Here is a 23714-nt window from a genome sequence, read left to right as displayed (position 1 = left end):
ATACAATCTATGGAAACTCGCCTGGTGAAAGAAAACGGCAACGCCATTTCTAATTTTCTTTTACAGATCAAATCACATTGGTTATTATTTGCAATCAGCTTTATATTCTTTCTGGGATTAGGGTATGCTTATGTAACTTTTGTAACTAAACAATACCTGGTAACCAGCACAATACTTCTTCAACAGCATCCTACAACACCAGATCAGTCTTCTCAATATGCAAATGGGGGGGTCGCTTCGGTTTTAAACGTTGCCGATAATATCAAAAACGAAGGCGATGTGCTACGTTCCCGCAACTTGATGAAGGAAGTAGTGCAGAATATGCATCTGAACATTCAATATTTTTATCGGAGCGGTATTTTAGCAACCGAGGCATATGAAGAAACGCCCTTTATTGTAAAAATAAAGAATAATAAGGTTGATTCCCTGAGACAACGTCAATATGTAATTAATGTAATAGACGCTAATACGGTCAATATCGCAAACAGCGATGAGGATATTAATTTAAAAGTTCCTTTTGGAAAAACGGTTAGTCTTCCGCAGTATAATATTGAAATTGAAAAACGGCCAGGTGTAGTGCCTGTTGAACAGGAGTTTTCAGTTAACATCATGTCCGAAGACGATGCGGTTAGCGCGTTATTAAATAACTACGATGCCCAGTTTACAGATAAAGCCACCACAACGGTTGAGTTTACTTTATACTACCCAAATTCAAAAAAAGGCGAAGCGATTCTGCAAAATTTAATGAATCGTTACCTGGCAGATAATCTTGCCAACAGGAAGCGTAACATTGATAGCACCATAAATTTTGTAAATAACAGGATAGAAGTTGTAGCTAACGAGTTAACGGGAATTGAAAAAAACTATCAGGCTTTTAGAAGCAATAATAATATTACCGATATCAACGAGCAGTCTAAAGTACTGGTTGGTAACGCGAGCGCTTATGCCGACAGGTATCAGCAGCAGCAAGTACAGTTGTCTATTATCAACAACTTAAAAAACAGGCTAAACGATGCAACTAACAGAGATGTTATCCCAAGTTCATTGAGCATCCAGAATACTTCTTTTGCAGCTGGTCTTGCTCAATATAATAATTTGATTAACGAGCGTGAGAAAAGTAAACTATCATATACAGAATCTAACCCGGTAATACAAAATCTTGATCAGCAAATTCAATTAGCCAGACGTAACCTGTTGCAAAGCATAGATAGTTACGCAAGAGAGATTGCTTTAACAACTGCCGGATCAAACAGCCAAAACAACGCAGTAAATAATACTATAAAAGACGTGCCAGGCAAACAACGTGCCTTGGGTGATTTTGCAAGACAACAGGAGTTAAAACAGCAATTGTATGTGTATTTATTGCAAAAACGTGAAGAGACTGCGATGGCTAAAGCGGCAGATATGCCATACTCAAGAATTGTGGACAATGCAAAGAGTACCAAATCACCCGCTAAGCCCATCAAGCCAATTATTTACGTAATGTCGTTCTTCTTAGGCTTCGTTATTCCATTAGGCTATGTTAACTCTAAGAGCTTATTTGCTAAAAAAATCAACTCGGAAGCCGATATTGAGAAGCAAACTGATGTAGTAGTTATCGGCAAAATTGGTCATAACAAGAAAACAGACAAATATCTGGTTGATATCAACTCAAGGTCGCTGGTTACAGAGAGCTTCAGAACCCTGCGAACTAAACTGCGAGGATTGCTGGATAACGACCAATCTAATGTGATCATGATTACCTCCAGTGTAGAAGGTGAAGGAAAAACGTTTCTAACGTCTAACCTCGGCAGCACACTGGCAATGGCCGGTAAGAGTGTGGTTTTGGTAGAGCTAGATTTGCGTAAACCACGCCTGGCAGGATTTTTAGGTTTGGATGTCACTCGTCCTGGTTTTACCAATTATGTAATGGAAGATCTTCCTTTAAATAAAATTATCAGGCCAAGCAATTTTGATGAGAACTGTTTTGTGATATCATCTGGACCGGTTGTGGCAAATGCAAGTGAACTTTTGTTAAGCGATCGGTTGCCCGAGCTTATAGCTGATTTGCGTACGAAATTTGATTTTGTATTAATTGACAGCCCTCCGGTGGGTTTAGTATCTGATGCATTGGTAATTCAAAAGCATGTAGACATGACAATTTTTGTGTGCAGGCACAACTATACCAACAAAAATCAGATGGACATCCTGAATGAAATTAAGACGAAGGATAATGTTGAAAATCTATATCTGGTTATCAATGATGTTGATTTCTCTGGTACTGGTTACTCGGCAGCCGGTTACAGTATGGGCTATGGTGATAAAGTGAATTAAAGGTGAAGAATCACAGTAGCATGATATCTAATAGTCTTTCTCTGCAATCAACGGAAAGCGTAACCGGCAAGTTCATTAAGCAGTATGTAAACATCTTAATGCTGTTTTTCCCGATCACTGCATTTTTGTTAATTCCGGTGATACCTGGAACAACCATTATAACGGTGTTGGCTGGTCTGATGTTCTTTGTTATTCCGTTGTCGGATTTAAAGGAAAAAAAGTATTCGTTCTACTTAGACTTGTTTTATTTTTTGTGTGTAGTAGCGGCCTTAAGTTTTTGCTCTCAGTTTATCAACTTAGTTACAAATCTGAAGCTGATTAAACCGCTTATTTTGATCAACCGTAACGATTTTACTAAGACGTTCTATCGCAAATCACACCTTACACAAACACTGCCGCTTATAGTAGGATTTGTAATCTATGCGTACGTAAAGTATTTCTCTACCGAGAAGATCATTGATTATATATACTGGGGCTTAAGGCTGCTATGCCTTTACGGCCTGTACGAATTTTGCTTTTATATGTTAACCGGCCAAAACGGCGACTTTATGGTTAACCGCACCTTTGGAGATGATGAAAAATCTGCCTCTTTGTTCCAAACCGTTAACCTTGGTGGGATAGGCTTGATGCGATTTAAAAGTTATACTGGCGAGCCATCTATGTTTGTTTTTACAGTATTTCCGTTTTGGGTGTTAACCTTTGGCCTGAAAAGAACTTTTGATAAAATGTTATTATTAGGCTGCCTTATTTTAACATTCTCTACTACGGCTTATGCCTGTATGATACTATTCGGTGGTTTTTGGATCATTTACCGCAGGCAGTTCCAATTGTTCTATTACCTCAGTATTGCGGTCATAGCGGTTTGTTTCGTGCTGCAGTTAGACATATTTAGCCACCTATTGGATAGCATTTACAACTTCGTATTTGCCGGAAAGTTGGAAGGCAGCGCTTCAGCAAGAGACAGGGGCAACGGTTTCACAACTCACTTAAGTTATTGGGCCAGCCTTAACGGTTTTAGCCAGGCGTTTGGAATAGGTTTTGGTTATGTGCGCTCCACCGACTTTTTCTCTACCATTATGGTGAATAATGGCCTGGTCGGTCTGGCGGTGTTTACCACCTTTGTGTTAAGAAACTTATGGTTGAAAATTCCGGGGGTGTTACTGTCAATTTGTTACAAAGCAGGGCTGTTTCTCGTGTATCTAATCATGATGGCTACCGTGCCAGAATTTGCCTACCCGTCGTTATGGATATTTATAGCCTTGGGTTATGTGCTACAGAACTTAAAGACCCCCGAAGTTACGAATGAGCCGGTTTATAATTACGCTCCTTCTCAAAAAATGTTAAGCAATGCATAAATTATTTAGTTCTTCTCTAGCTGCTGTGCTGATATGCCTTTATTGTAATTGCAGCGGACAAATCTCGCCCCGGCAGTTTGTATGGGGGATAAACGGGCACCCGCTTACTCAAATCGCGTACTCAGATAACATTGACGACCAGTTAGACCGAATCAATGATCTGAAGCTGAAAAGCTATCGTTTTGATGTATTGCTCGACAGTAATGGCTACCCAAAAAAGGAGCAGTTATTCGCTCAATTGCTTACTAAGCTAAGTGCAAATGGGGTTATGCCATTGCCAACATTGATGCAAAGTGGCTTAAAAGGTTCCGATAACGCTTTGATTTACCAAAAGAGTTATTTGCAGGGGCAAAACTTTGGCGCCCGTTACGGTAAATATTTGCAAGTTGTGGAGGTGAATAACGAGGCAGATAATAAAATGATGGGTCCTGGCAACCCGAGCGGCAGAAATAAGGGGGATTATGATACGCAAAAATCGCAGAAAATAATTGCCTCAATCAAAGGTTTCATTGATGGACTTAAATCTTCAAATTCAACTATAAAAGTTACAATATCAGTTAGTTATATACACTATTATTATCTGCAATTACTGAAGGATAACAATGTTAATTACGACATCATAGGTTGCCACTGGTACTCTAATATGGGCCCCATAGGTGCTGCGAAACCTTTTGGAGATGATGTGCTGACTGAATTTAAAAACAGATTTAATAAACCAGTTTGGGTAACAGAATTTAACCAATCTAAAGGCACCAGTAAGGCAACCTTTGCTCAGCAAAGCCAATATATTACAGCAACTATCCCTGATCTGATTTCCAGGGGTGTCACGGGGTTATTTATATATGAGCTTTATGATCAACCCGCGCTAAAAATTAGATATCCAAACGAAGCCAACTATGGATTGGTGTACAAGGATGATTCTGGAAATTATATTACAAAGGATGCTTATCAGGCCTACCGGCAGATAATAAGGAACGCTATACAATCTATAAAAAATAATTAATATCTATTTGATTTGTACTCTCCGGATGCACTAGTTGTACGGTTTGTACCATGCAAATCCGGGCGGCTGTTAGCTGCTCATTTATTCACATCTACTTATTAAACCAATAAAAAAAACCATGAAAATAGCAATTGTACACGACAACCTTGTATGTAAAGGTGGCGCCGAGCAGGTTGCCCTGAGCTTTCATAACGCTTTCCCTGAAGCGCCTGTTTACACATTGAGCTACGATTCGGAAAATACCTACCCAGAGTTTAAAGATTGCGAAGTAAAAACCAGCTGGTTCGGTAAAATCATTCACAGCGAAAAAAATTGTAAAAGATTTTATTTTCCACTTGGCATATTAGCAATGCAGCAGTTGGATGTAACCGGTTACGATATCATATTGCAATCAACCACACATTGTGCTAAATACATTAAAACCAGCCCAAAAGCATTAATCATCACTTATTGCCATAACCCGTTCCGCCTGGTTTGGAGCACCGAGTCCTACGAGAAAGTATTTAACGCTGGCTTTTTGAAGAAATTTGTGTACACCAAAATTCTGACCTTTTTAAAAGGGGTAGATAAGGGCTTTGCAGATAAAACTAGCTGGTTCATTACCAACTCGAGAGAAGTGTTGCCAAGAATTAAAGCAGCATATCAGCCAAAAAATGAAGTTGCAATCATTAATCCTTCGGTTAAATGCGACAACTTTTTCCTTTCCGGCAAAGATGGTGAGTACTATTTGGTAGTGTCGCGCTTTGAGCCTTATAAAAAGGTAGATATGGTAGTTGACACCTTTATAGCAATGCCTGGCAAAAAATTAGTTGTTGTTGGTAAAGGAACCATGGAAGGCGAGATAAAGAAGAAATCTGGCCCGAACATTACCTTTTTGAGTGGCTTAAACAGCGAAGAATTAGCAGGCGTTTATGCAAACTGTAAGGCATTTATTTTCCCCCAGCTTGAAGATTATGGAATAACCCCTCTGGAGGCTAATGCTTCCGGCCGCCCGGTAATAGCCTATGGTAAAGGCGGGGTGACAGAAACAATGATCCCATATGAAGGTGACTCGTTAAAATCGACAGCGGTGTTCTTTGAAGAGCAAACTAAAGAGTCTTTAACAAATGCCATCAACAAATTTGAAACACTGGAGTTTGATGCCAAATTCATCCGCAGCCACGCCGAATCATTTGACGAAGGTGCCTTCGTTTCAAAGATCAAGCAGTTTGTACTAAAAAAATATGAACTGGCCAACCGCACACCTAATGAGGTGGTTGAGAAATTAACGCAGAAAGCTATCATTGCATGAGAATCCTAATTACTAATACCTACTATTTTCCGGCGTTTGTTGGCGGTGCCGAAATTTCGGTAAAACTTCTTGCAGAAGGCATGCGGGCAGCGGGCAACAACGTTTATGTGCTCACCACAGGGTTAGCAGATAAGGTTTACCGGGTGAACGGCGTAATAGTGATTAGTATAAAACAAAAAAATATTTTTAATAGCTACGATAAACAAAAACGTTCGCCGGTGACTAAGGTGCTTTGGCATCTCATAGACACTTGCAATTTTTCGTACCATAATAAAATAAAAGCGATCTTAAAACGCATAGCGCCTGAGATTGTACATACCAATAGTATTCAAGGGTTTTCGCCTTATTTGTGGCGCACTATTAAATCACTTGATATTCCGTTGGTGCACTCCATGCGCGACTATTATATGCTTTGCCACAAATGCAATATGTATAATAATGGTAACTGCCAATCGCTGTGCGCGCCTTGCGGAGTTACTAATACAATCAAAAAGCGCTTTTTTAAATACCCGGATCATTTCATTGGCATCAGTAATTTTATTTTGAATAAGTACAGTGCTTTTAGCAAAGATGTGCGAAGCCATAGTAGTATTATTTATAATGCTGTTGATACAACCGAATGCTCGCTCAAGATAAACGCGCCGTCGGCTAAAGTTGTCTTTGGTTATATCGGTCGCATTGATGTGGATAAAGGTGTGGAATACCTGGTAAACGAAATCAGCTCATTACCTGCACAACTTAAAGCTAGCGTTAAACTGGTATTCGCCGGTAAGGGTGATGTTGAGTTTATTAACGAACTAAAGGCGAAGCTTGCAGATATTGAATATGAATTCCTGGGCGTAGCAAAACCGGTCGATTTTTATAACAATATTGATGTTTTGATCGTACCTGCGTTGTGGAATGAGCCTTTTGGACGGATTGTAATCGAGTCATTATCTTACATGGTACCGGTGGTTCAATCGGATAGGGGTGGGTTAAAAGAGCTTTATAGCCCAAATAGTTCCTGGATGTTTTCGCCGGAACCCGGGCAATTATTAACCCAGGTAACACACATTTTAAACAATAGGGGCGAACTCGCAGAAAAGAAACTAAGCTGCGTTAACGAGGCTGGTAAGTTCTCTGTAGACAAATACATTGATAACCACAGCGCCCTATACAAATCAATTACTGCCTCAGTTGCGCCTCAAGAAAAAGAAGAGGAAATGCCTGTTTTTTAGGCCAGGCCTTATAGGCACTACCCTTAATTATTTTATATTAAATGGAGACTACTTTAAAAAAGCCAATTATACAAACTGATAAGAAGTTAGTAGCAAGCGGCATCGTTTGGAATTTTATCCAAATGATTATTAACCAAGCCTTTGCATTTGGCCTTAAGCTTATACTTGCTAAATTATTATTTCCGAGTCAATTTGGGCTTGTGGGTATGGCAGTTGTATTTACCGGTTTTGTTCAGGTGTTAAATGACTTAGGTGTAGGTGCCGCATTGGTACAAAGAAAAGCAGAAGATCTGCGGAACGAACATTTTCACACTGCATTTTGGGTAGGCGTTATCTGGTCGGTATTCTTGTATCTTATCATGAGCTTGGGTGTTGCGCAGCTTGCCGCGAGTTTTTACAACGAACCAATGCTAAAGCAAATTATACCGGTTTTAAGTATCGGCATATTGTTCAGTCCGGTGAACCTGGTGCATAAGGCGCAGCTAACCAAGCAAATGAACTTTAAGAAACTTGCCTTTATAGATAATACTTCAAACATACTGGCGGGCACCATAGCTTTAATTATGGCTTTAATGGGTGCTGGGGTTTGGTCGCTGGTATTTAACTCAGTGGCAACAGTTTTGTTCGCTATGCCATTATTTTTTAACGCAACCAAGTGGAAACCGGCGTTCATTATGGATAAACAAGCGTTTAAGGACGTTTTTGGCTTCGGCGTATATACCACAGGTTCAAACATATTAAATTACCTGTACAATAATATCGATTACCTGCTTATTGGTAAGTTACTAGGTGCATCATCCCTGGGTATTTATACACTTGCATTTGTGTTGACTGATACATTCAGAAGCAGATTGATGGCAGTGATAAACAATGTAATGTATCCAATTTATGGTAAAAAGCAAGGAGACCCCACTGCTTTAAAGCGATATTATCTTAAGGTGATTCTTTTCAACTGCCTGTTCATTTTCCCTATAATGGTATATTTTATCGTTTCGGGCGAGCAGTTTGTCGTGAAAATATTCGGTGCCAAGTGGAGCGAAACAGTGGCGCCGCTGCAGATCTTATCGTTATCAGTGATGTTGCATATATTGGTTAGTGGCAACACTGCCTTATTGAGAGGCCTGGGTAAGCCAGGGCTTGAAATGAAGCAGCAAGTTTTAAAAGCGCTAATATTTTTACCATCATTGGCAATAGGCATTTATTACTACGGTATAACAGGTGCTGCCTGGGCTATTTTGCTGAACAAGGTTGTTGTAGTTCTTTTTGCTCAGTATACCTTTAATTTTCTTATTCCTATTAAAATTACTTTCATTGAGTTTCTGATTGCGATTAAGGCTCCGGTTATCGCCGCAATTGTTACAGCTCTTGTAACGTATTTTTTCAAATCGATAGGTATAAATTACATTATAATAGGCGCGATCACTGTTGCTTGTTACGGGCTCAGTATTTGGCTGTTGATGAAAGAAGAGCTGCTGACGTTATACAAAGGATTTAGGAAAAACTAATTTACATCAATAAAAAGAAAATGGTATCAGTAGTTATTCCCTGTCATAATTGCGAAGGTTTTATCGATCGCGCCATACAAAGCGTAATTGCCCAGTCTTTAAAAGAAGTTGAGATAATACTTGTTGAAAACAACTCAACCGATAATACTTTTAACGCTTTACTAGATCAGCAGTGCAGGTACCCAGACCTCATTCAAGTTTTCAGGGAGTCAAAAAAAGGTGCGCCAGCTGCCCGTAATTATGGATTGCGAAATGCAAAAGGTGATTGGATACAGTTTTTGGATGCCGACGATGAACTGCTTCCCGAGAAAATAACGGGTCAGCTTAAAATTGCAGTTGATACAAATGCCGACGTAATTGCAGGGGAGTGCCTGTTAAAGTATCATAGTAATAATACTGAAGTTACCAGGCGTACAGACAGTAATATTTGGAAGGGGCTTATTACTTCCAATCTGGGTATTACGAGTTCTAACCTATGGCGCAAAAGTTCGCTGATGCAGGTGAACGGTTGGGACGAAAATCTTAGTTCATCGCAAGAATATGATCTTCTGTTCCGGCTGTTAAAAAATAAATCTAAGATAAGCGTAGATAAAAATTTAAATACCATTATCCATTTCTCTGCTAATTCCGTGTCTAAAACAACTGATAAGGAAAAGCTAAAGCAAATAATGAACAACCGCATTAATTTGCGCCTGCGTATAAAGAATGAACTAAGATACCGCTCCTTGCTTACCCCCGAATTGCATGCGGCTATTGATAATTACATCTATACAGAAATTACAAGCAACTACTCCAGCTTCCCGGCGTATGCAAATAGCCTGCTGCAGCAATATAAATTGCGGGTGAGCCTGCTCAAGCAGATGAAGTTTAAAACCAAATTGTATTTAAAGCAAGTGAAATAGGCTTTAAATGATAATTACAATCCACTTATTTTAATATCATGACTCCGAAATTTGTTTCGATCATTATTCCAACTTACAAAGATTGGGCTAGGCTATCCTTATGCCTTCAATCTTTAGCTAATCAAACTTACGATGCCAATTTCTTTGAAATCATTGTCGTAAATAATTACACAGCAGATAAAGTTCCGGAAAACTATTTTGTCCCTAAAAATTGCAAAATAGTTGTTGAAAGCCAACCAGGCTCTTACGTTGCACGCAACGCCGGAATTAAACTTGCCATTGGCGAAATCCTCGGCTTTACAGATTCAGACTGTATACCTGACGAAGATTGGATCAGCAATGCGGTATCGGCTTTTGAACAAGATGCCAGCTATGCGCGTATAGCAGGTAAAATTCGCTTGTATTACAAATCTGACAGACTAACTAATGCCGAGCTGTATGAAACCGTGTATGCTTTTAACCAGGATATATACGTAGAGCAAGATGGTACAGGTGTAACTGCAAATATGTTTTCTTTACGAAGCGTTTTTGATGAAGTAGGCAATTTCAGGGAGGATCTGTTGTCTGGCGGCGATTATGAGTGGGCAGTAAGAGCACGTAATGCAAACTACCAAATTCAATATTCAGATAAAGTGATTGTAAACCACCCGGCAAGGCATCACCTGGCCGAGCTTGTAAAAAAAGCCAAGCGAGTTGGGGGTGGGCAAGCAAACTTTAGTAATACCTCAGGCAATTTTTTTCAATCGGCGGTAAAGTTTCTTTATGACCTTAGGCCGCCAATTAAAAGCATTCCATTAATATTATCTAAAGGGAAACAAATGCATGTAGCCCAAAAGCTACTAGTGTTTTACATCAGATACTATCTGTCTATCGTCACCGCTCGCGAAAAGTTCATGGTTAGCCTGGGCAAATCCGCGCAGCGCGAGTAACAAAAAACAAACAAAAAATATTTTTAATATAATACACACACTATGAAAATTGCAGTTATTGGTACCGGCTATGTTGGCTTGGTTACCGGCACATGTTTAGCAGAAACGGGTAACGATGTTACTTGCGTTGATATTAATGAACAAAAGGTAGAGATGCTCAGGAATGGCGAATCTCCTATTTACGAACCAGGGCTACAAACATTGCTTCACCGCAATATTACGGAAGAGAGACTTCGTTTTACATCTAATTTGGCCGAAGCCGTTAATGATGCAGCAGTTATATTTTTAGCACTGCCAACGCCTCCGGGTGGAGACGGGTCTGCCGATTTAACTTATGTACTTGGTGCTTCCAGAGATATAGCTTTAATCATCTCTTCCTATAAGGTAATTGTTACCAAATCAACTGTACCTGTGGGCACAGCAGACAAGGTGAAGGCAATCTTTGAACAATACTCAGATGTAGAAGTTGCAGTTGTATCTAACCCAGAGTTTTTACGGGAAGGCGTTGCTATTGAAGACTTTATGAAGCCCGATCGTATTGTTATTGGTACCAGGGATGACCGCGCTAAAAAAATTCTTACTGAACTTTACACACCGTATGTACGCCAGGGTAACCCTATCATCTTTATGGATGAGCGTTCATCAGAGCTTACAAAATATGCGGCTAACTCGTTCCTGGCCACCAAAATCTCTTTTATGAACGAGGTAGCTAACTTATGTGAAAGGGTAGGCGCAAATGTTGATATGGTAAGACTTGGAATTGGTGCAGATGAGCGAATAGGTAAAAGATTCTTATTCTCGGGTATTGGTTATGGTGGCAGCTGCTTCCCTAAGGACGTTCAGGCGCTGGCAAAATCCGCTGAGGAGAATATTTACGACTTTAAAATATTAAACGCTGTAATGGATGTTAATGCCATTCAGAAAACTATACTGGTTGATAAGCTCAATAAGTATTACAAAGGCGAATTAAGCGGCAAAACATTTGCCTTATGGGGATTGGCTTTTAAACCCGAAACTGATGATATCCGTGAAGCACCTGCTTTGGAGATTATTGAAGCTTTGTTGCAGAGCGGCGCAAATGTTGTGGCTTATGACCCGGAAGCAATGGCTAACGTAAAGGATTTACTTGGCGACAAGGTAACCTTTGCCGAAAACCAATATGATGCCTTAAAAGAGGCAGATGCGCTATTGATACTTACCGAATGGAGCGTATTTAGAAACCCGGATTTTGACAGGGTTGGCTCATTACTTAAACGTAAAGTGATTTTCGACGGAAGGAATTTGTTCGGATTAGAGCAAATGATTGACCATGGTTTTTACTACAATAGTGTAGGCCGCAAAGCCATTGGAGAGATGAAAACGGAAAGGGCCCTTTAATATAAGAAAAAGGTTCACACTTTTTCACAATAACGGTCCAACAACATTTCGCGTACTGTTTTATGACTAAAATGGATGTATAATTGCTCATAATTACGGTATAGATAAAAATGCATTTAATAACGTTTTGATCACTTTATTAAAATGTTGATTTTAAAAACACCACTTGTATAACAATACTTGAAATTATTTACATAAATACCCATGAAAACACGCTACTTATATTTGGTCTATTTGGCCATGTCCGTTATTGATATTCTCATAACAAATATTGCATTCATCACAGCTTTTAGCCACAATAGTTTCGGCGTAAATAACTTTACGAGCCAGCTAATTGTGGCTAATTACCTGTGGATATTTACAGCAATTTATTTTGGTTTATATAACCGCAAATTTTTACACAGCCGTCAAAATAGCTTTTCGTTAACTCTTAAAAGCTTCACCCTGTTCGCAATTCTATTCTTACCTTATATTCTTATCTCAAAAGGTGCAGAATACGCATTCAGTTCAACGGTAATCTTCTACCTCATTATGCTGCCTTGTATGATGGTTAATAGTTACCTATATTTCGTATCAGAAACAATCTTTAAAAAGTACTTTAAGATTGCCCGCTCTGTAGCTGTTATAGGCAATAACGACGTTGCATTGAAACTAGCCAGTTTCTTTAAAGAGCGTGACAGTCATTTTGCTTTTGAAGGTTTCCTTGATCAGGATAACGCTTCGTATCTGGATAGTAATGGCCGTGTTCTACCATCTATTGTGAGCCAGATAGAATCTGCAGCGGCAAGTGGTATCAGGGACATCTATTTATCTATATCTCCAGATAGGTTACACGAGTACAATTTGCTTCAAATGGAAGCGGAGAAACAATGCCTGAGGCTTAAGTTGATTCCGGACATGTCGGCTTCCCTAGTAAATCATTTAAAGGTAAGTTATATGGGTGAGTTCGCAGTGTTAAGTCACCGCGATGAGCCATTGGAGGAAATTGGTAACCGCGTTAAGAAAAGATTGTTCGATATTATTTTCAGCTCTTTGGTTATTATTTTTTTACTAAGCTGGTTATATCCTATTATTGGTTTGCTAATTAAGCTGCAAAGCCGGGGGCCTGTTTTATTCAAACAACTTCGAAGCGGTAAAGACAATAAAGATTTCGTTTGCTATAAATTCCGCAGCATGAAGGTAAATGCTGGCGAAAGGCAAGCTACGATCGATGATGATCGTATAACAAAAATAGGGCGTTTCTTACGCAAGACAAGCCTGGATGAATTGCCACAATTTTTTAATGTGTTTTTAGGAGAGATGAGTGTAATAGGCCCCAGACCACACATTCTTACGCATACCAATGAGTACAGCAAGATCATTAATCAATATATGGTTAGGCACTTCCTGAAGTCGGGCATTACCGGATGGGCACAGGTAAGTGGTTATCGGGGCGAAACAAAAGATCCGATATTGATGCAAAGGCGTGTTGAGCACGACATCTGGTATCTGGAAAATTGGTCTATGTCGTTGGATTTGAAAATTGTGTTAATGACCGTTTTTCAAGTGATCAAAGGCGATAAAAATGCGTATTAGCATTAAAGTAACAAAACTTTTCAACTCTTAATTCTCAAAAAAATGTTGACAGATAAAATTAAAAATGCGCGGTCTATAAATAGGCAGCCGGCAATATTGGTTATTGGTGATTTGATGATCGATCACTATTTACACGGCAAAGCTCACCGCTTATCACCTGAAGCGCCGGTACCTGTGGTGAATTTAAAAACAGAAAATTTTACCTTGGGCGGTGCTGGTAACGTGGTTCAAAATCTGGTAGTTCTTGGTGCAGAAGTAGCTGTAAGCGCCGCAATTGGAGACGACGTAGCCGGCGCACAGGCAATGGACATTCTACATAGCGAGGGTATCAGTACAGACGCGATTGTTAAAGATAAAACCCGGACAACGACCGTTAAAACAAGAATACTTGTTGACGGACATCAGCTTGCTAGACTTGATAAGGAAAGTACCAATAATTTGAGTGCTGCTGCTGAAAATGATTTGATTACCGAATTAACTACATTGATTGAAAACGCTGATGTTGTTGTTTTATCTGACTACAACAAGGGATTTTTATCACCAAGCTTAACGCGGAATATTATTTCAGTTGCCAAACGTTTCGGTAAAAAAGTGATCATAGACCCTAAAGGGAATAATTACTCAAAATACAGCGGTGCGTTTATTATAAAACCCAATAGGAGTGAACTGGCTGTTGCGGCTAAGCTCGAGAGTTTAGATTCGGCAGATGCACTGCAGGTTGCCGCAAACATAATTATAGAGCAAACTGAGGTGGAAAATTTAGTTGTAACTTTATCTGAAGAAGGCATTGTGATCTTTAATCAAGATGGTATAACTGCTTCGCCAGTTAAGGCCACCGAGGTTTTTGATGTTACAGGTGCTGGTGATACAGTTTTAGCAACTCTATCCTATTTTGTTGCATTAGGATTTAGCGTGGTAGAATCGTGTGAAATTGCCAATCATGCAGCCGCTGTTGTATTACGGCAAATTGGTAGCGCTACCGTTACGATTGACGAGATAATTATGGATATTGAAAAAGATTCAAATAACCTACAGCCAGTAAATTAATTAATTATGGTATTACAAGAACTTAATGATCACCTTCAAACAATAAGGGATTTAATAGAACATACAACTGCGCCTATAGAACAAAGTTGCCTGCTGATCCAGGATGTTATCAAAAACGGTAACAAAATATACTTGGCGGGCAACGGTGGCAGTGCTGCCGATGCGCAGCATATTGCCGCAGAGATGACCGGCAGGTTTGTTAAAGAAAGAAAACCACTACCAGGCCTGGCGTTATCTACAGATACATCAGCCTTAACCGCAATAGCTAACGACTATGGTTATGAGTTTGTATTCTCAAGACAGTTAGAAGCCTTTGCACAACCCGGTGATCTGTTCATAGGCATATCTACGAGTGGTAATAGCCAATCAATCTTGAACGCTTTGGAAGTGGCTAGAAAAGCTGGTTGTAAAACTATTGGCTTAACTGGTAGGGGTGGTGGCAAGATGAATGATGTCTGCGATATTAACATTGTTGTGCCTGCGCAAGTTACTGCACGCGTACAGGAGATGCATATCTTGATAGGGCATATTTTGTGCAAAGCAGTCGACGATCTTTTCGAATAGGTATCGTCTCACACCCATAGCATAGTTATTGGAGAATTAGCGCATTAAATTGATGCTCTATCACTCATCTTATGTACCCCGCTGCAGTCATCACCACTATATTGCCCGATGTGTTGGTTAAAGGGGCGGATTATAGAATAGAAAATATTATCGGTGCGAAAAAGGTATTAGCTAATGGTGGTGCTGTGCGGACTATTGATTTTATAGACGGGCATTCTTCGACAGCCCTAATTAGCATGATGAATGCTAATTAAGCTCCCGTTAGACCAAATAGTTCATTCAATGCAACCTTAATAGTAAAGCGTTTATAACAAATTTGCCATGAACGAAATTGAATACAGATTTTACCCCGACTTTTCGCAAAAGAAGATAAAGGTAATTAAACTAGCAGACAAGCTGCTCCATAGTTTCTATAAGCCGTTCAACAAAAAGACGGTTGATCCATCAGCAATAAAGGAAATAACAATAGTGCAATTTGCCCATATCGGCGATTTGATTTTGATGTTGCCAGCTATAAAAAAGCTAAAAGTTTTATCTAACTATAAGATCAACCTGGTTGTAAATAGTCAAAATTTTGCAATTGCAAGCAAATTGAAATTTGTTGATACGGTTACTGTTGCTGATGCGCCATGGTTTGCAAGGGGTAAGAAGGGGAGTTATCCTGTTTTTATAAAGCAACTTAAAAAAATCAATACAGATCTTATTTTTGACGTACGGGGAGATCTGAGGAATAACATTTTTTTAAAGTTCTTCACCCGTCATAAATTATTTGCCGGTTATAATGTTGGCGGCGGCGGTGACCTGTTGGATATACTATTTCCATTTGAAGCTAATGGTCATGCATCGGATTTGATAAAGCCGCTTTTTGACTACCTGAAGCTGCCTGATATTAATTTTCCGGAGTTTTGGAATGTAGACGACATCCCTTGTGAACCGGTAACCGCGCAAGTATTTCCTGACAAATATATGGTGATGCATTTAGGTGCGGGGGCCCAGTCGAGAAAATGGCCCGTAAAGAATTTTATAGAGACCCTAAAGGTGGTAAGCAAGGATATTACCGTATATGTTTTGGGTACATCGCAGGATGCCACTCCAGAAGAGATTGAAACAATTGCCAACATGCCCAATGTGGTGAATTGTGTTGGTTCCTATAATATTCCCCAATCTATATATATAGTCAAAAAATCCAGTTTGTTTATGGGGCTCGAATCTGGATTTTCTCATATCGCCGCTGTGCTCAGAGTAAAATCTTTCATTTTATTCAGTGGTACGTCGAACATTAATGTTTGGAAACCATACAGCTTTAGCGAAGGTCAGGTCACCTTGCTTAACCAGGTCGTTCCTTGTGATATGATCACAGGATGCGGTAAATTTATTTGCGAGGATAATATTTGTTTAAAAAATATTAGTCCTTTTAAAGTAAGCAGCCTTATACAATCCTATCTTCATAGTACTACGGTTATTGCTTAACACCTTATATAATATTGAAAACTAACTAAACTACAATAAACTCAAACTAAAGTAAGGCCGCCCTCAAAAAGGACGGCCTTTTTTTGTATTCTAAATAATTTATAGTGGATAGGTGTCAAAAATAAAAGCCGCCCACAATTATATGGCCGGCTTATTATATAGTGGGTAATGTAGGGTTGACTCAGTTTTACAGTGACTATTTTACTTTACCGGCAGCAGGGTTTGCTGCTGATAAAATCAAATTTAGTTTCCACTTTGATCTTTGTTTTGCTCAATCTTCATAAAACTGGCGGTTGATCAAACGTTAGTGCGTTTTGGCTGAAGAATCACCAAAATAGTTAGGCCTATTCTTTTTGTACAGGCCGAAAGCAATTTGGGACTTTATGCTGCCCGCAATACTAAGTCCTTTTTATTAGGATTTAGATGTTGTAAGCAGGTTTGCCTATCTATTTGTTTGCCTATTGCATCGACATCAATTTGTGAAATAGAGAACCTGCTATAAGATATTAATCTGTATTGATCACCATCGTTTCTGCACAATGTTCCTATCCACTTATTATTTTTATAGATATAGAATGATGCTATTGCCGATTGCCTGAATATCAGTTTAAACTTTTGAGATTCATTGTTTATATTACAGGTAATGTTGAAGTTTTTCATAGTAAATAAGTAAGTCTAAATTTACTCATTTTACTGTAAATCGATGTTACTTAACAGGGTATTGTGGTTGTTCGTTACCCTAATTGTGCAAGTTGCACGCTTTTATACATTTGGTAAAACAGCGTCAGATGGTGCAATATAGTTGTGTGGTAAACGCATATTAATCGCCCTTTTTTTTAACCTCTTAATTATAACATCTTTTAGTTCCTGGCAAGGATCTAACTGAGCCATAAACGACCAGCTGAGGTTTTCTTTAATTACAACGTAGTTAAGGCCGCCACACTTAAGCTCATAAATTTCAACGTTATTTTTTTGCGCTATCTGGAATACACGGAAGGCTAGCTTAAAACCAAAATAGCTTATATTAACCTTGAAAGGTGTCATCGTACTCATGTTACTAAAATACACAGCAGTGTTTATAAGTACCCTGTGTCAGGGTAACACTATGGTATACAGTTATCGGGCAAATTCAGGTAGTCTTGAACACTGAAACATTAAATAAATCAGAAAATACGATGTATTTTTTAAAAGCTTAGGTGATGCATTAGCTTTCAACCTTCCTTTAATCTATGGATTTTTTATGAATTTATTACTCGGAATTTAAAATTTGGACCGTTTGTGAGGTATATGAAAATATAAGTCATACTATTTCACACAACTGGACCTGTATTGTTTTGAATTTTGCAATTAATGCTAAATATTTAAAATACTCATATTTTTTTTACAATATTTCTCATTATAACCTCGTCTTATTTTAATTGTTTCAAAAAAAATCATTCTAATGCAACATTCCTATTACAGGCAACGTTAACAACCTGAACTATTGATTAACACACAAAAATAACTTATGCTTAAAACAACTTTACAAAAAGGCTTGCTACTAACGTGCCTTAGCGTTGTAACCTTCGCTTCATGCAAAAAGGAAATTGATGTTGAACCGGTTGCAGAAGAAGCAACCTATGTATCAAAGCCGGCAAATTTTATGCTTGCTTCAACCGCCCCTGTCTCTAACCTATCAGGCAGTACACTTGCTCTTGGTATAAACGGCCATATGGGGGATGCCCCTTACCTCGCAACTTCTCCAACAAAACAAATTCAAATGTTGAAAGATAGGGGCATGAATTGGTATAGGTTAAACGTTCAAACTACATCTGATGGTACTGCGTCCGCTTCCCAATTGTTAGAGGCACTGCAAGCGGCAGCTACTGCAGGTGGCGTGAAGATTTTACCTATGCTTTATCTGCGCACAATGGATTATAATGATTCCCAATCCACGTCCTATCAAAAAGGGAAAACGCTAGGGGCAAATTTTGCTGCTAAATACGGCAAATATTTCACTTATTATAATTTAGGAAATGATCTTGAATTGCCTCTTTTATTGCCACAAACAACTGGTCAAAGTCAAGCTCATTATATTACAGCAAAATTTAATGTCGTAGCAGCTTATTTGAAAGGTATGGACGAGGGCATTAAATCTAAAGATGCCGGTGCTAAAACTATGATTACAGCAGGTTGGTTGCATTATGGTTTTTTACGCATGTGCGAATGGTATGGTGTTAAGTTTGATGTTGTAGGCTATAATTGGTACTCTGATATGGAAAATGCTGCGCCAAAAGGGCCGGGCATTCCGGATATTACTTTAAAATTATCCTCATTGTTCCCTACTAAACCCATATGGTTTACGGAATTCAACTTTAGATATAAAGCAACAAGTACAACCAATGAAGCAGATCAAAACGCTTTTGTGACAAAATTTGTAGCTAAATGTAAAGCAAATCCTCAGGTTAAGGTAGCTATGGTTTACGAATTATTTGACGAACCATACAAAAGTACTCAAGAGAGAACATACGGTATTTTAAAATGGGCTACCCAATATACTAATCACTTGGACAAAACATTATCAAAAACTTTTTTATCTAATTCGGCACAGTAAAGACTACATCTCGCAATAGTACAATAACAATTTTAATGCCAGAGTATAAACAAATTGATTTTGTTTATACTCTGGCATTTTCGTGTAGCAAAACGGTAGTCGTATGATTATTCGCTTAATTGCTAATATTACATGAGGCTTAGCTTGTTGTGCAATGTCAATTTTTTGACCTACCTTGGTTGAAACAAATTTTGCATCAATTATGTTACATTCATTACTCATTTTATTACCGTAATTATAATTGATTTGAATAATCCCCAAAGTTCAAGATCACGTCAAGAAAAAGGTATCATTGCAATCGACCTCGCAGCCGGTTCTAATGGACATGGTGCAGCTAAAGGAAATGCAAAAGATGGGTTCGGAATGCAAGAATCTCCTTTTTTTAGCGTATATAATTTTGCGCCTTTCCCGTACTTATTACTGAACGCAGAAGGTGTTATTAGACAGGTTAATTTGGCGGGTGCCAGTTTATTTGAATTGAGTATAGCCGAATTGGTTGGAAAAAAGCTTTCAAAATTTGTAGAACGTACTTACCTAAGTGATCTGAATGATTTTCTAGATTCCCTAAGTACCGGAAACGATAGAAATTTTTTGGAGTTAGATTTAATACTGCCTGGCGATAAGGTGCAAGCTGTTCGTGTGGATGGAATAGGCTCAAACGATAACGGGCCGATAGCTTATTATCTCGCGTTTACAAACATCAGCACATTAACACCAAATGTTTATGTTGTAGAGCAATTTAAAGAGAAATTGGAGATGTCGTTGGAGGCATCTCATGCAGGGACTTGGGAGCTGGAAACTGATACGATGAGGTTTTACCTGTTGCTGTCTAACAAAATACTGTGTCCAATACCGGTTTCAGGTTTCGATGGACTTTATAGTACATTTATAAAATATATCCACCCGGACGACCAGAACATGGTACAAGCCAGTTTTAGACTTGCAATAGATTCTGACGTTCCAATCAACGTAATATGCCGGTTTCCTACCGAAGATGGGAAAATATGTTACGGTCGAATTAAAGGCCAGTTTTTGAATAATATTACACGCAGTAAGAGTCTTGCCGGTATTATTATGAATGTAACCGAACAAGTTTTAGCAGAGCAACGGGAGACAGAACTGAAAGACAATCAGCAACGACAGGTATCTATGGCTATTTTACAAGCTGGTGAGAACGAACGGAGGCAAATTAGCCATATGCTGCATGATAGTGTAAGCCAATTGTTGTATGGCGTCAAGATGAAGATTGACCTGTTAAAACCTGTCCTAAATGAAACAGGCAGCCTGGCCGAAATTGATGTGCTGGTTGACGAGGCGATAAGTGATCTGCGCAATATATCTTTTGCATTGGCACCATCCATTTTGGTTGAATTTGGATTGCCTGCTACGCTAAACGAATTGGCAGGCAGGTTATCATCGGCCAATATGGATATTAGAATCGCTTGCTTCCAAGATGTTGAAAGGCCTGCATTGGCGTTGGAATTAAATATCTTCCGCATAATACAAGAATTAATTAACAACTGCATCAAGCATTCTGGTGCTACAATAGTAGATATACAACTAAGATTAAGCCATGAGATCTCTATTAAAGTTAATGATAACGGTAAAGGTTTTAATTATAGTGCTGAAGCAGCTAATCCGACAGGATCAGGATTGCTTAGTATAGGGAACCGGCTCGCACTTTACAATGGTAAAGTAAAGGTTCATTCAGTGATTGGGGAAGGTTCTGCTGTAACCATAACTTTAGATTTATAAATAAAAACGAACGGCTAAATTGCAAAGTCCAGATTGAGGGTTTTAGTTTTTATGATATGATTAACATACTTATTGCGGATGACCATAATGTCATTAGGTCTGGTATTAAAGCTTTATTGGATAAAGAGCCCACTTATAATGTCGTAGCAGAGGCGGTTGATGGCTTATCCGTGCTAGAATTACTTGATAGCGGAATCAAAGCCGATATATTGCTTACGGATATAAGTATGCCGGGGATGGACGGGCTGGAACTTGTAGGTAACTTGCAAGCCAACTATCCACAGATTAAATCAATTGTATTAAGTGCACATGATAACGAACAATATGTTGCGCAGGCTTTTAGGGCAGGTGCAGCCGGTTACCTCTTAAAAAGCATCAGCGCAGATGAACTTATTTTTGCCATAAAACATGTAGCAAAAAACAATCAATATGTCGCTTCCCAGTTATCGACGAAGATTTTAAACCGGATGCTGACAGTTTCTGATCGCACAGAGCGCGTATCACCGCATGGACTTGAATTTTCTGAAAAAGAAGTAGAAGTACTTGAATTAATTGCTCAGGGCTACACCAACCAACAAATAGCAGACAAAATATTTACCGGAAAGCGTACTGTTGAAGGATACCGTCAAGGCCTCATCGACAAAACCGGTGCCCGTAATACTGCTGCCTTAGTTCGCTTTGCCGTAGTAAACGGAATTATAAATTAGACCGTTGTCGAAAACCTATTTTTAGCATTGTTTACCAACAAATCCGCTGAAGTCTAAATACTTACACTCCGCAAAAAATCGACCGGATGGTATTCAATTCAATAGGTTTTGAAAGGAATGTTGCAATTAATGGATTTGAAATAGAGCGCGTTAAATCTTTACGGGATATTGAAGATGTTAAAATATAAATCCTGATTTTGTTTTCCGGGTCAATATTTAATCGATGATAAGCGTCTAAAAATTCCCATCCGCCCATCACCGGCATATGTAGGTCTAGAAATATATAGTCTGGGAATAATGAGGGGTCGTTAATGCTGATTTCTAATAACTTGTTTATGGCATCGTCGCCATTATTAAATACTTCGATTTCAAGGTTTCCAAGAACCTGTTTCAGCCCTATTTTCACAATAACGCTGTCAAGCTCGGCGTCGTCCACAATAAAAATTTTAGATGGCCGCTTGTTTACAAATACTTCTGGCAGTTTAGATTTGAAATCGTAGTTAATGGCATTGCCAATTGTAGCGATGACCGTTACGTTCAGATTTTTAGTTTTAAGCCAATTATTTACAGTTCTGGTATTCACCATCAGTTTTTCGGCTATATCACCTATGATGTATCCATTTTGCGCCAAAATTTTAGCTACAATATTTCCGTAGTGTTTGTCCATCTCTTTTATTAAACGATAAGTAAAAAACCTTGAACCTTTTTAACAATCAAAAAATTGTTATTGATTATTCATAATTGTTCCAGACAAAACAGTAGCCCAGCCTTTTTGCGACATTTTATCCGGATATAACAAATCTTCAATTTCAAACTGTCCATCAAGCCATTCTCTTGCATCAGTAGCAGTTCTCCATTCAGTGTTTTCTAGTTTTTCCCGCATGTTTTGTGGAAAGGTCAAATACTTATTATCTATCCAGCTTTGTGTACAGCGTACCGATATCACTTCAATCATAATCATAATTTGCTTGTGATTATCAATACCCAACGCGCTAACGGGCTGGCAGGTTTCCAAATTGTTTTCTAACAATCTTACTGCCTCGATGATCTCTGAACTGTTTCGTATCATTTTCTTAAAAAATTGAATGTATCTGTAAATAAAATTGGCAGCATGCCATCAAAAAAAAGGTGCCGACCCGAAAAAAATAATTAATTTAATAGAGGCTTAAATTAGGGAATTATTATTGAAAAATCATAAACCATAGATTAATTTATTTAATAAACACATGATTTAAAATATAAGCTTCTGTTAGCACATTTGTTTGAGCCGTTTTTGTAATATTTCTGGTACAAATTATCATACCTTTCCCGAAATCAGGAACAACAGTCCGAAAGATCTTTCGGTGGCATTATATTAGCCCGATCGGCCTAAATTGAAGATATGATGTACCCAGGGCAGCAATTTATAAATCAGGTATCCAATTTTATTGATGAATTAGAAGCAATTCAGACTGAAAATTGGTGGTGGTTCAAGTCGCACCGTGGCGATGGCGATCATACATCAGATGATCTCATATCGAACCATGTTGTCATCGACTATATTAGCTTCGACCATTTATTTTTCAAATTTACCGAAAATTCCGACTTACCGGATTCAATCAGACTGCAATGTGCTAAAGCTTATGAGAAAGTATTTGGCATAAGCTATTGAAAATACATGCTATAAAATTTGAATAGTCATTACTTAACGCCAATGCGATATTCAGTTTGCTTTCTTTAACGACGTTTTAGCTAAGGTTCAACAGACCGCAGTGACTAGTTGTCTGGGTTGTAATACCTACTTTTCATAGTTGTATTGTTTAAATGAATCAATTTGATGCATGGGTTTCTTTGTATCATTAATTCTGTTTAATCAGCAGTTCATATTTTCATCATTCGCTCTTAACCTGCCTAAAACTTCCTTTCGGGATACTGCAATAAAAAATTCTCAAGTTTTACATTTTTGGAACGAAATGAAAAGTTGTAATGGATTTATTTCGAACGACAGTATTTTTAAATAATTAAAACAAGCCTATGTATACAGCATTGCGATCTATCAAACAGCATACTTCCATTTCGGTGTGCTGCCCTAAATGCAACAGTAAAGATGTTTCACGTGTAAGCCGTAATTT

Annotated in this window: 23 protein-coding genes; 18 read left to right on the top strand and 5 right to left on the bottom strand. The window is 38.6% G+C overall.

Annotated features, from left to right (window positions below):
• Window positions 1–9 precede the first annotated feature (9 nt).
• From A0256_19880 to A0256_19815, 14 genes are all read left to right on the top strand, one after another.
• Window positions 10–2313: a hypothetical protein gene (locus A0256_19880; protein ID AMR33520.1), complete on the top strand. Its 2304-nt coding sequence runs from the start codon at window positions 10–12 to the stop codon at window positions 2311–2313.
• 20 nt (window positions 2314–2333) lie between these two features.
• The gene (locus A0256_19875; protein ID AMR33519.1) at window positions 2334–3668 is read left to right on the top strand and encodes a hypothetical protein; all 1335 of its coding nucleotides are present in this window, start codon (window positions 2334–2336) and stop codon (window positions 3666–3668) included.
• Window positions 3661–4671, top strand: coding sequence for a hypothetical protein (locus tag A0256_19870; GenBank protein ID AMR33518.1), 1011 nt, complete (start codon window positions 3661–3663; stop codon window positions 4669–4671). The genes A0256_19875 and A0256_19870 overlap by 8 nt, the downstream gene beginning before the upstream one ends.
• Window positions 4672–4789: 118 nt before the next feature.
• A complete protein-coding gene (locus A0256_19865) occupies window positions 4790–5962 on the top strand; it encodes a hypothetical protein (protein AMR33517.1) in 1173 nt (390 codons plus the stop codon).
• On the top strand, window positions 5959–7179 hold the full coding sequence (locus A0256_19860; GenBank protein AMR33516.1) for a hypothetical protein: 1221 nt from the start codon (window positions 5959–5961) through the stop codon (window positions 7177–7179). The genes A0256_19865 and A0256_19860 overlap by 4 nt, the downstream gene beginning before the upstream one ends.
• A 68-nt stretch (window positions 7180–7247) precedes the next feature.
• Complete coding sequence (locus A0256_19855; GenBank protein AMR34629.1) at window positions 7248–8684, top strand: lipopolysaccharide biosynthesis protein; 1437 nt, start codon at window positions 7248–7250, stop codon at window positions 8682–8684.
• A 20-nt stretch (window positions 8685–8704) separates the two neighbouring features.
• Entirely contained in the window at window positions 8705–9586 is an 882-nt protein-coding gene (locus A0256_19850; GenBank protein ID AMR33515.1) for a hypothetical protein, read from the top strand.
• Window positions 9587–9624: 38 nt separating this feature from the next.
• Window positions 9625–10515: a hypothetical protein gene (locus tag A0256_19845; protein AMR33514.1), complete on the top strand. Its 891-nt coding sequence runs from the start codon at window positions 9625–9627 to the stop codon at window positions 10513–10515.
• Between the two features lie 42 nt (window positions 10516–10557).
• Entirely contained in the window at window positions 10558–11892 is a 1335-nt protein-coding gene (locus A0256_19840; protein ID AMR33513.1) for a UDP-glucose 6-dehydrogenase, read from the top strand.
• Window positions 11893–12096: 204 nt separating this feature from the next.
• Window positions 12097–13467, top strand: a complete 1371-nt coding sequence (locus A0256_19835; protein AMR33512.1) for an undecaprenyl-phosphate glucose phosphotransferase — start codon at window positions 12097–12099, stop codon at window positions 13465–13467.
• A 42-nt stretch (window positions 13468–13509) separates the two neighbouring features.
• Window positions 13510–14514, top strand: a complete 1005-nt coding sequence (locus tag A0256_19830) for a hypothetical protein (protein AMR33511.1) — start codon at window positions 13510–13512, stop codon at window positions 14512–14514.
• A 6-nt stretch (window positions 14515–14520) separates the two neighbouring features.
• Window positions 14521–15078, top strand: a complete 558-nt coding sequence (locus A0256_19825) for a phosphoheptose isomerase (protein AMR33510.1) — start codon at window positions 14521–14523, stop codon at window positions 15076–15078.
• Window positions 15079–15149: 71 nt separating this feature from the next.
• Complete coding sequence (locus tag A0256_19820; GenBank protein AMR33509.1) at window positions 15150–15332, top strand: hypothetical protein; 183 nt, start codon at window positions 15150–15152, stop codon at window positions 15330–15332.
• 67 nt (window positions 15333–15399) lie between these two features.
• Entirely contained in the window at window positions 15400–16548 is a 1149-nt protein-coding gene (locus tag A0256_19815; GenBank protein ID AMR33508.1) for a hypothetical protein, read from the top strand.
• 381 nt (window positions 16549–16929) lie between these two features.
• Here A0256_19815 and A0256_19810 read toward each other — a convergent pair whose 3' ends face one another.
• Both A0256_19810 and A0256_19805 read right to left on the bottom strand, forming a co-directional pair.
• A complete protein-coding gene (locus A0256_19810) occupies window positions 16930–17208 on the bottom strand; it encodes a hypothetical protein (protein ID AMR33507.1) in 279 nt (92 codons plus the stop codon).
• Window positions 17209–17310: 102 nt separating this feature from the next.
• Entirely contained in the window at window positions 17311–17592 is a 282-nt protein-coding gene (locus tag A0256_19805; protein AMR33506.1) for a hypothetical protein, read from the bottom strand.
• Between the two features lie 463 nt (window positions 17593–18055).
• On the opposite strand from A0256_19805, the gene A0256_19800 reads away from it, so the two are divergent.
• Window positions 18056–19141, top strand: a complete 1086-nt coding sequence (locus A0256_19800; protein ID AMR33505.1) for a hypothetical protein — start codon at window positions 18056–18058, stop codon at window positions 19139–19141.
• Window positions 19142–19144: 3 nt separating this feature from the next.
• Here the strand turns inward: A0256_19800 and A0256_19795 are convergent, their stop codons facing one another.
• Window positions 19145–19402, bottom strand: coding sequence for a hypothetical protein (locus A0256_19795; protein ID AMR33504.1), 258 nt, complete (start codon window positions 19400–19402; stop codon window positions 19145–19147).
• On the opposite strand from A0256_19795, the gene A0256_19790 reads away from it, so the two are divergent.
• Both A0256_19790 and A0256_19785 read left to right on the top strand, forming a co-directional pair.
• A complete protein-coding gene (locus tag A0256_19790; GenBank protein AMR33503.1) occupies window positions 19388–20896 on the top strand; it encodes a hypothetical protein in 1509 nt (502 codons plus the stop codon). The two genes, A0256_19795 and A0256_19790, sit on opposite strands and share 15 nt — an antisense overlap.
• 56 nt (window positions 20897–20952) lie before the next feature.
• On the top strand, window positions 20953–21603 hold the full coding sequence (locus A0256_19785; protein ID AMR33502.1) for a DNA-binding response regulator: 651 nt from the start codon (window positions 20953–20955) through the stop codon (window positions 21601–21603).
• Between the two features lie 61 nt (window positions 21604–21664).
• On the opposite strand, the gene A0256_19780 is transcribed toward A0256_19785, so the two are convergent.
• Together A0256_19780 and A0256_19775 are read right to left on the bottom strand one after the other, a co-directional pair.
• Entirely contained in the window at window positions 21665–22270 is a 606-nt protein-coding gene (locus A0256_19780) for a hypothetical protein (GenBank protein ID AMR33501.1), read from the bottom strand.
• Window positions 22271–22327: 57 nt separating this feature from the next.
• Window positions 22328–22672: a hypothetical protein gene (locus A0256_19775; GenBank protein AMR33500.1), complete on the bottom strand. Its 345-nt coding sequence runs from the start codon at window positions 22670–22672 to the stop codon at window positions 22328–22330.
• A 315-nt stretch (window positions 22673–22987) separates the two neighbouring features.
• On the opposite strand from A0256_19775, the gene A0256_19770 reads away from it, so the two are divergent.
• A complete protein-coding gene (locus A0256_19770) occupies window positions 22988–23254 on the top strand; it encodes a hypothetical protein (protein ID AMR33499.1) in 267 nt (88 codons plus the stop codon).
• The last annotated feature ends 460 nt before the right edge of the window (window positions 23255–23714 follow it).

The organism is Mucilaginibacter sp. PAMC 26640 (genome assembly GCA_001596135.1).
Lineage (GTDB): Bacteria > Bacteroidota > Bacteroidia > Sphingobacteriales > Sphingobacteriaceae > Mucilaginibacter.
This window is presented reverse-complemented; position numbering and strand designations above follow the sequence as displayed.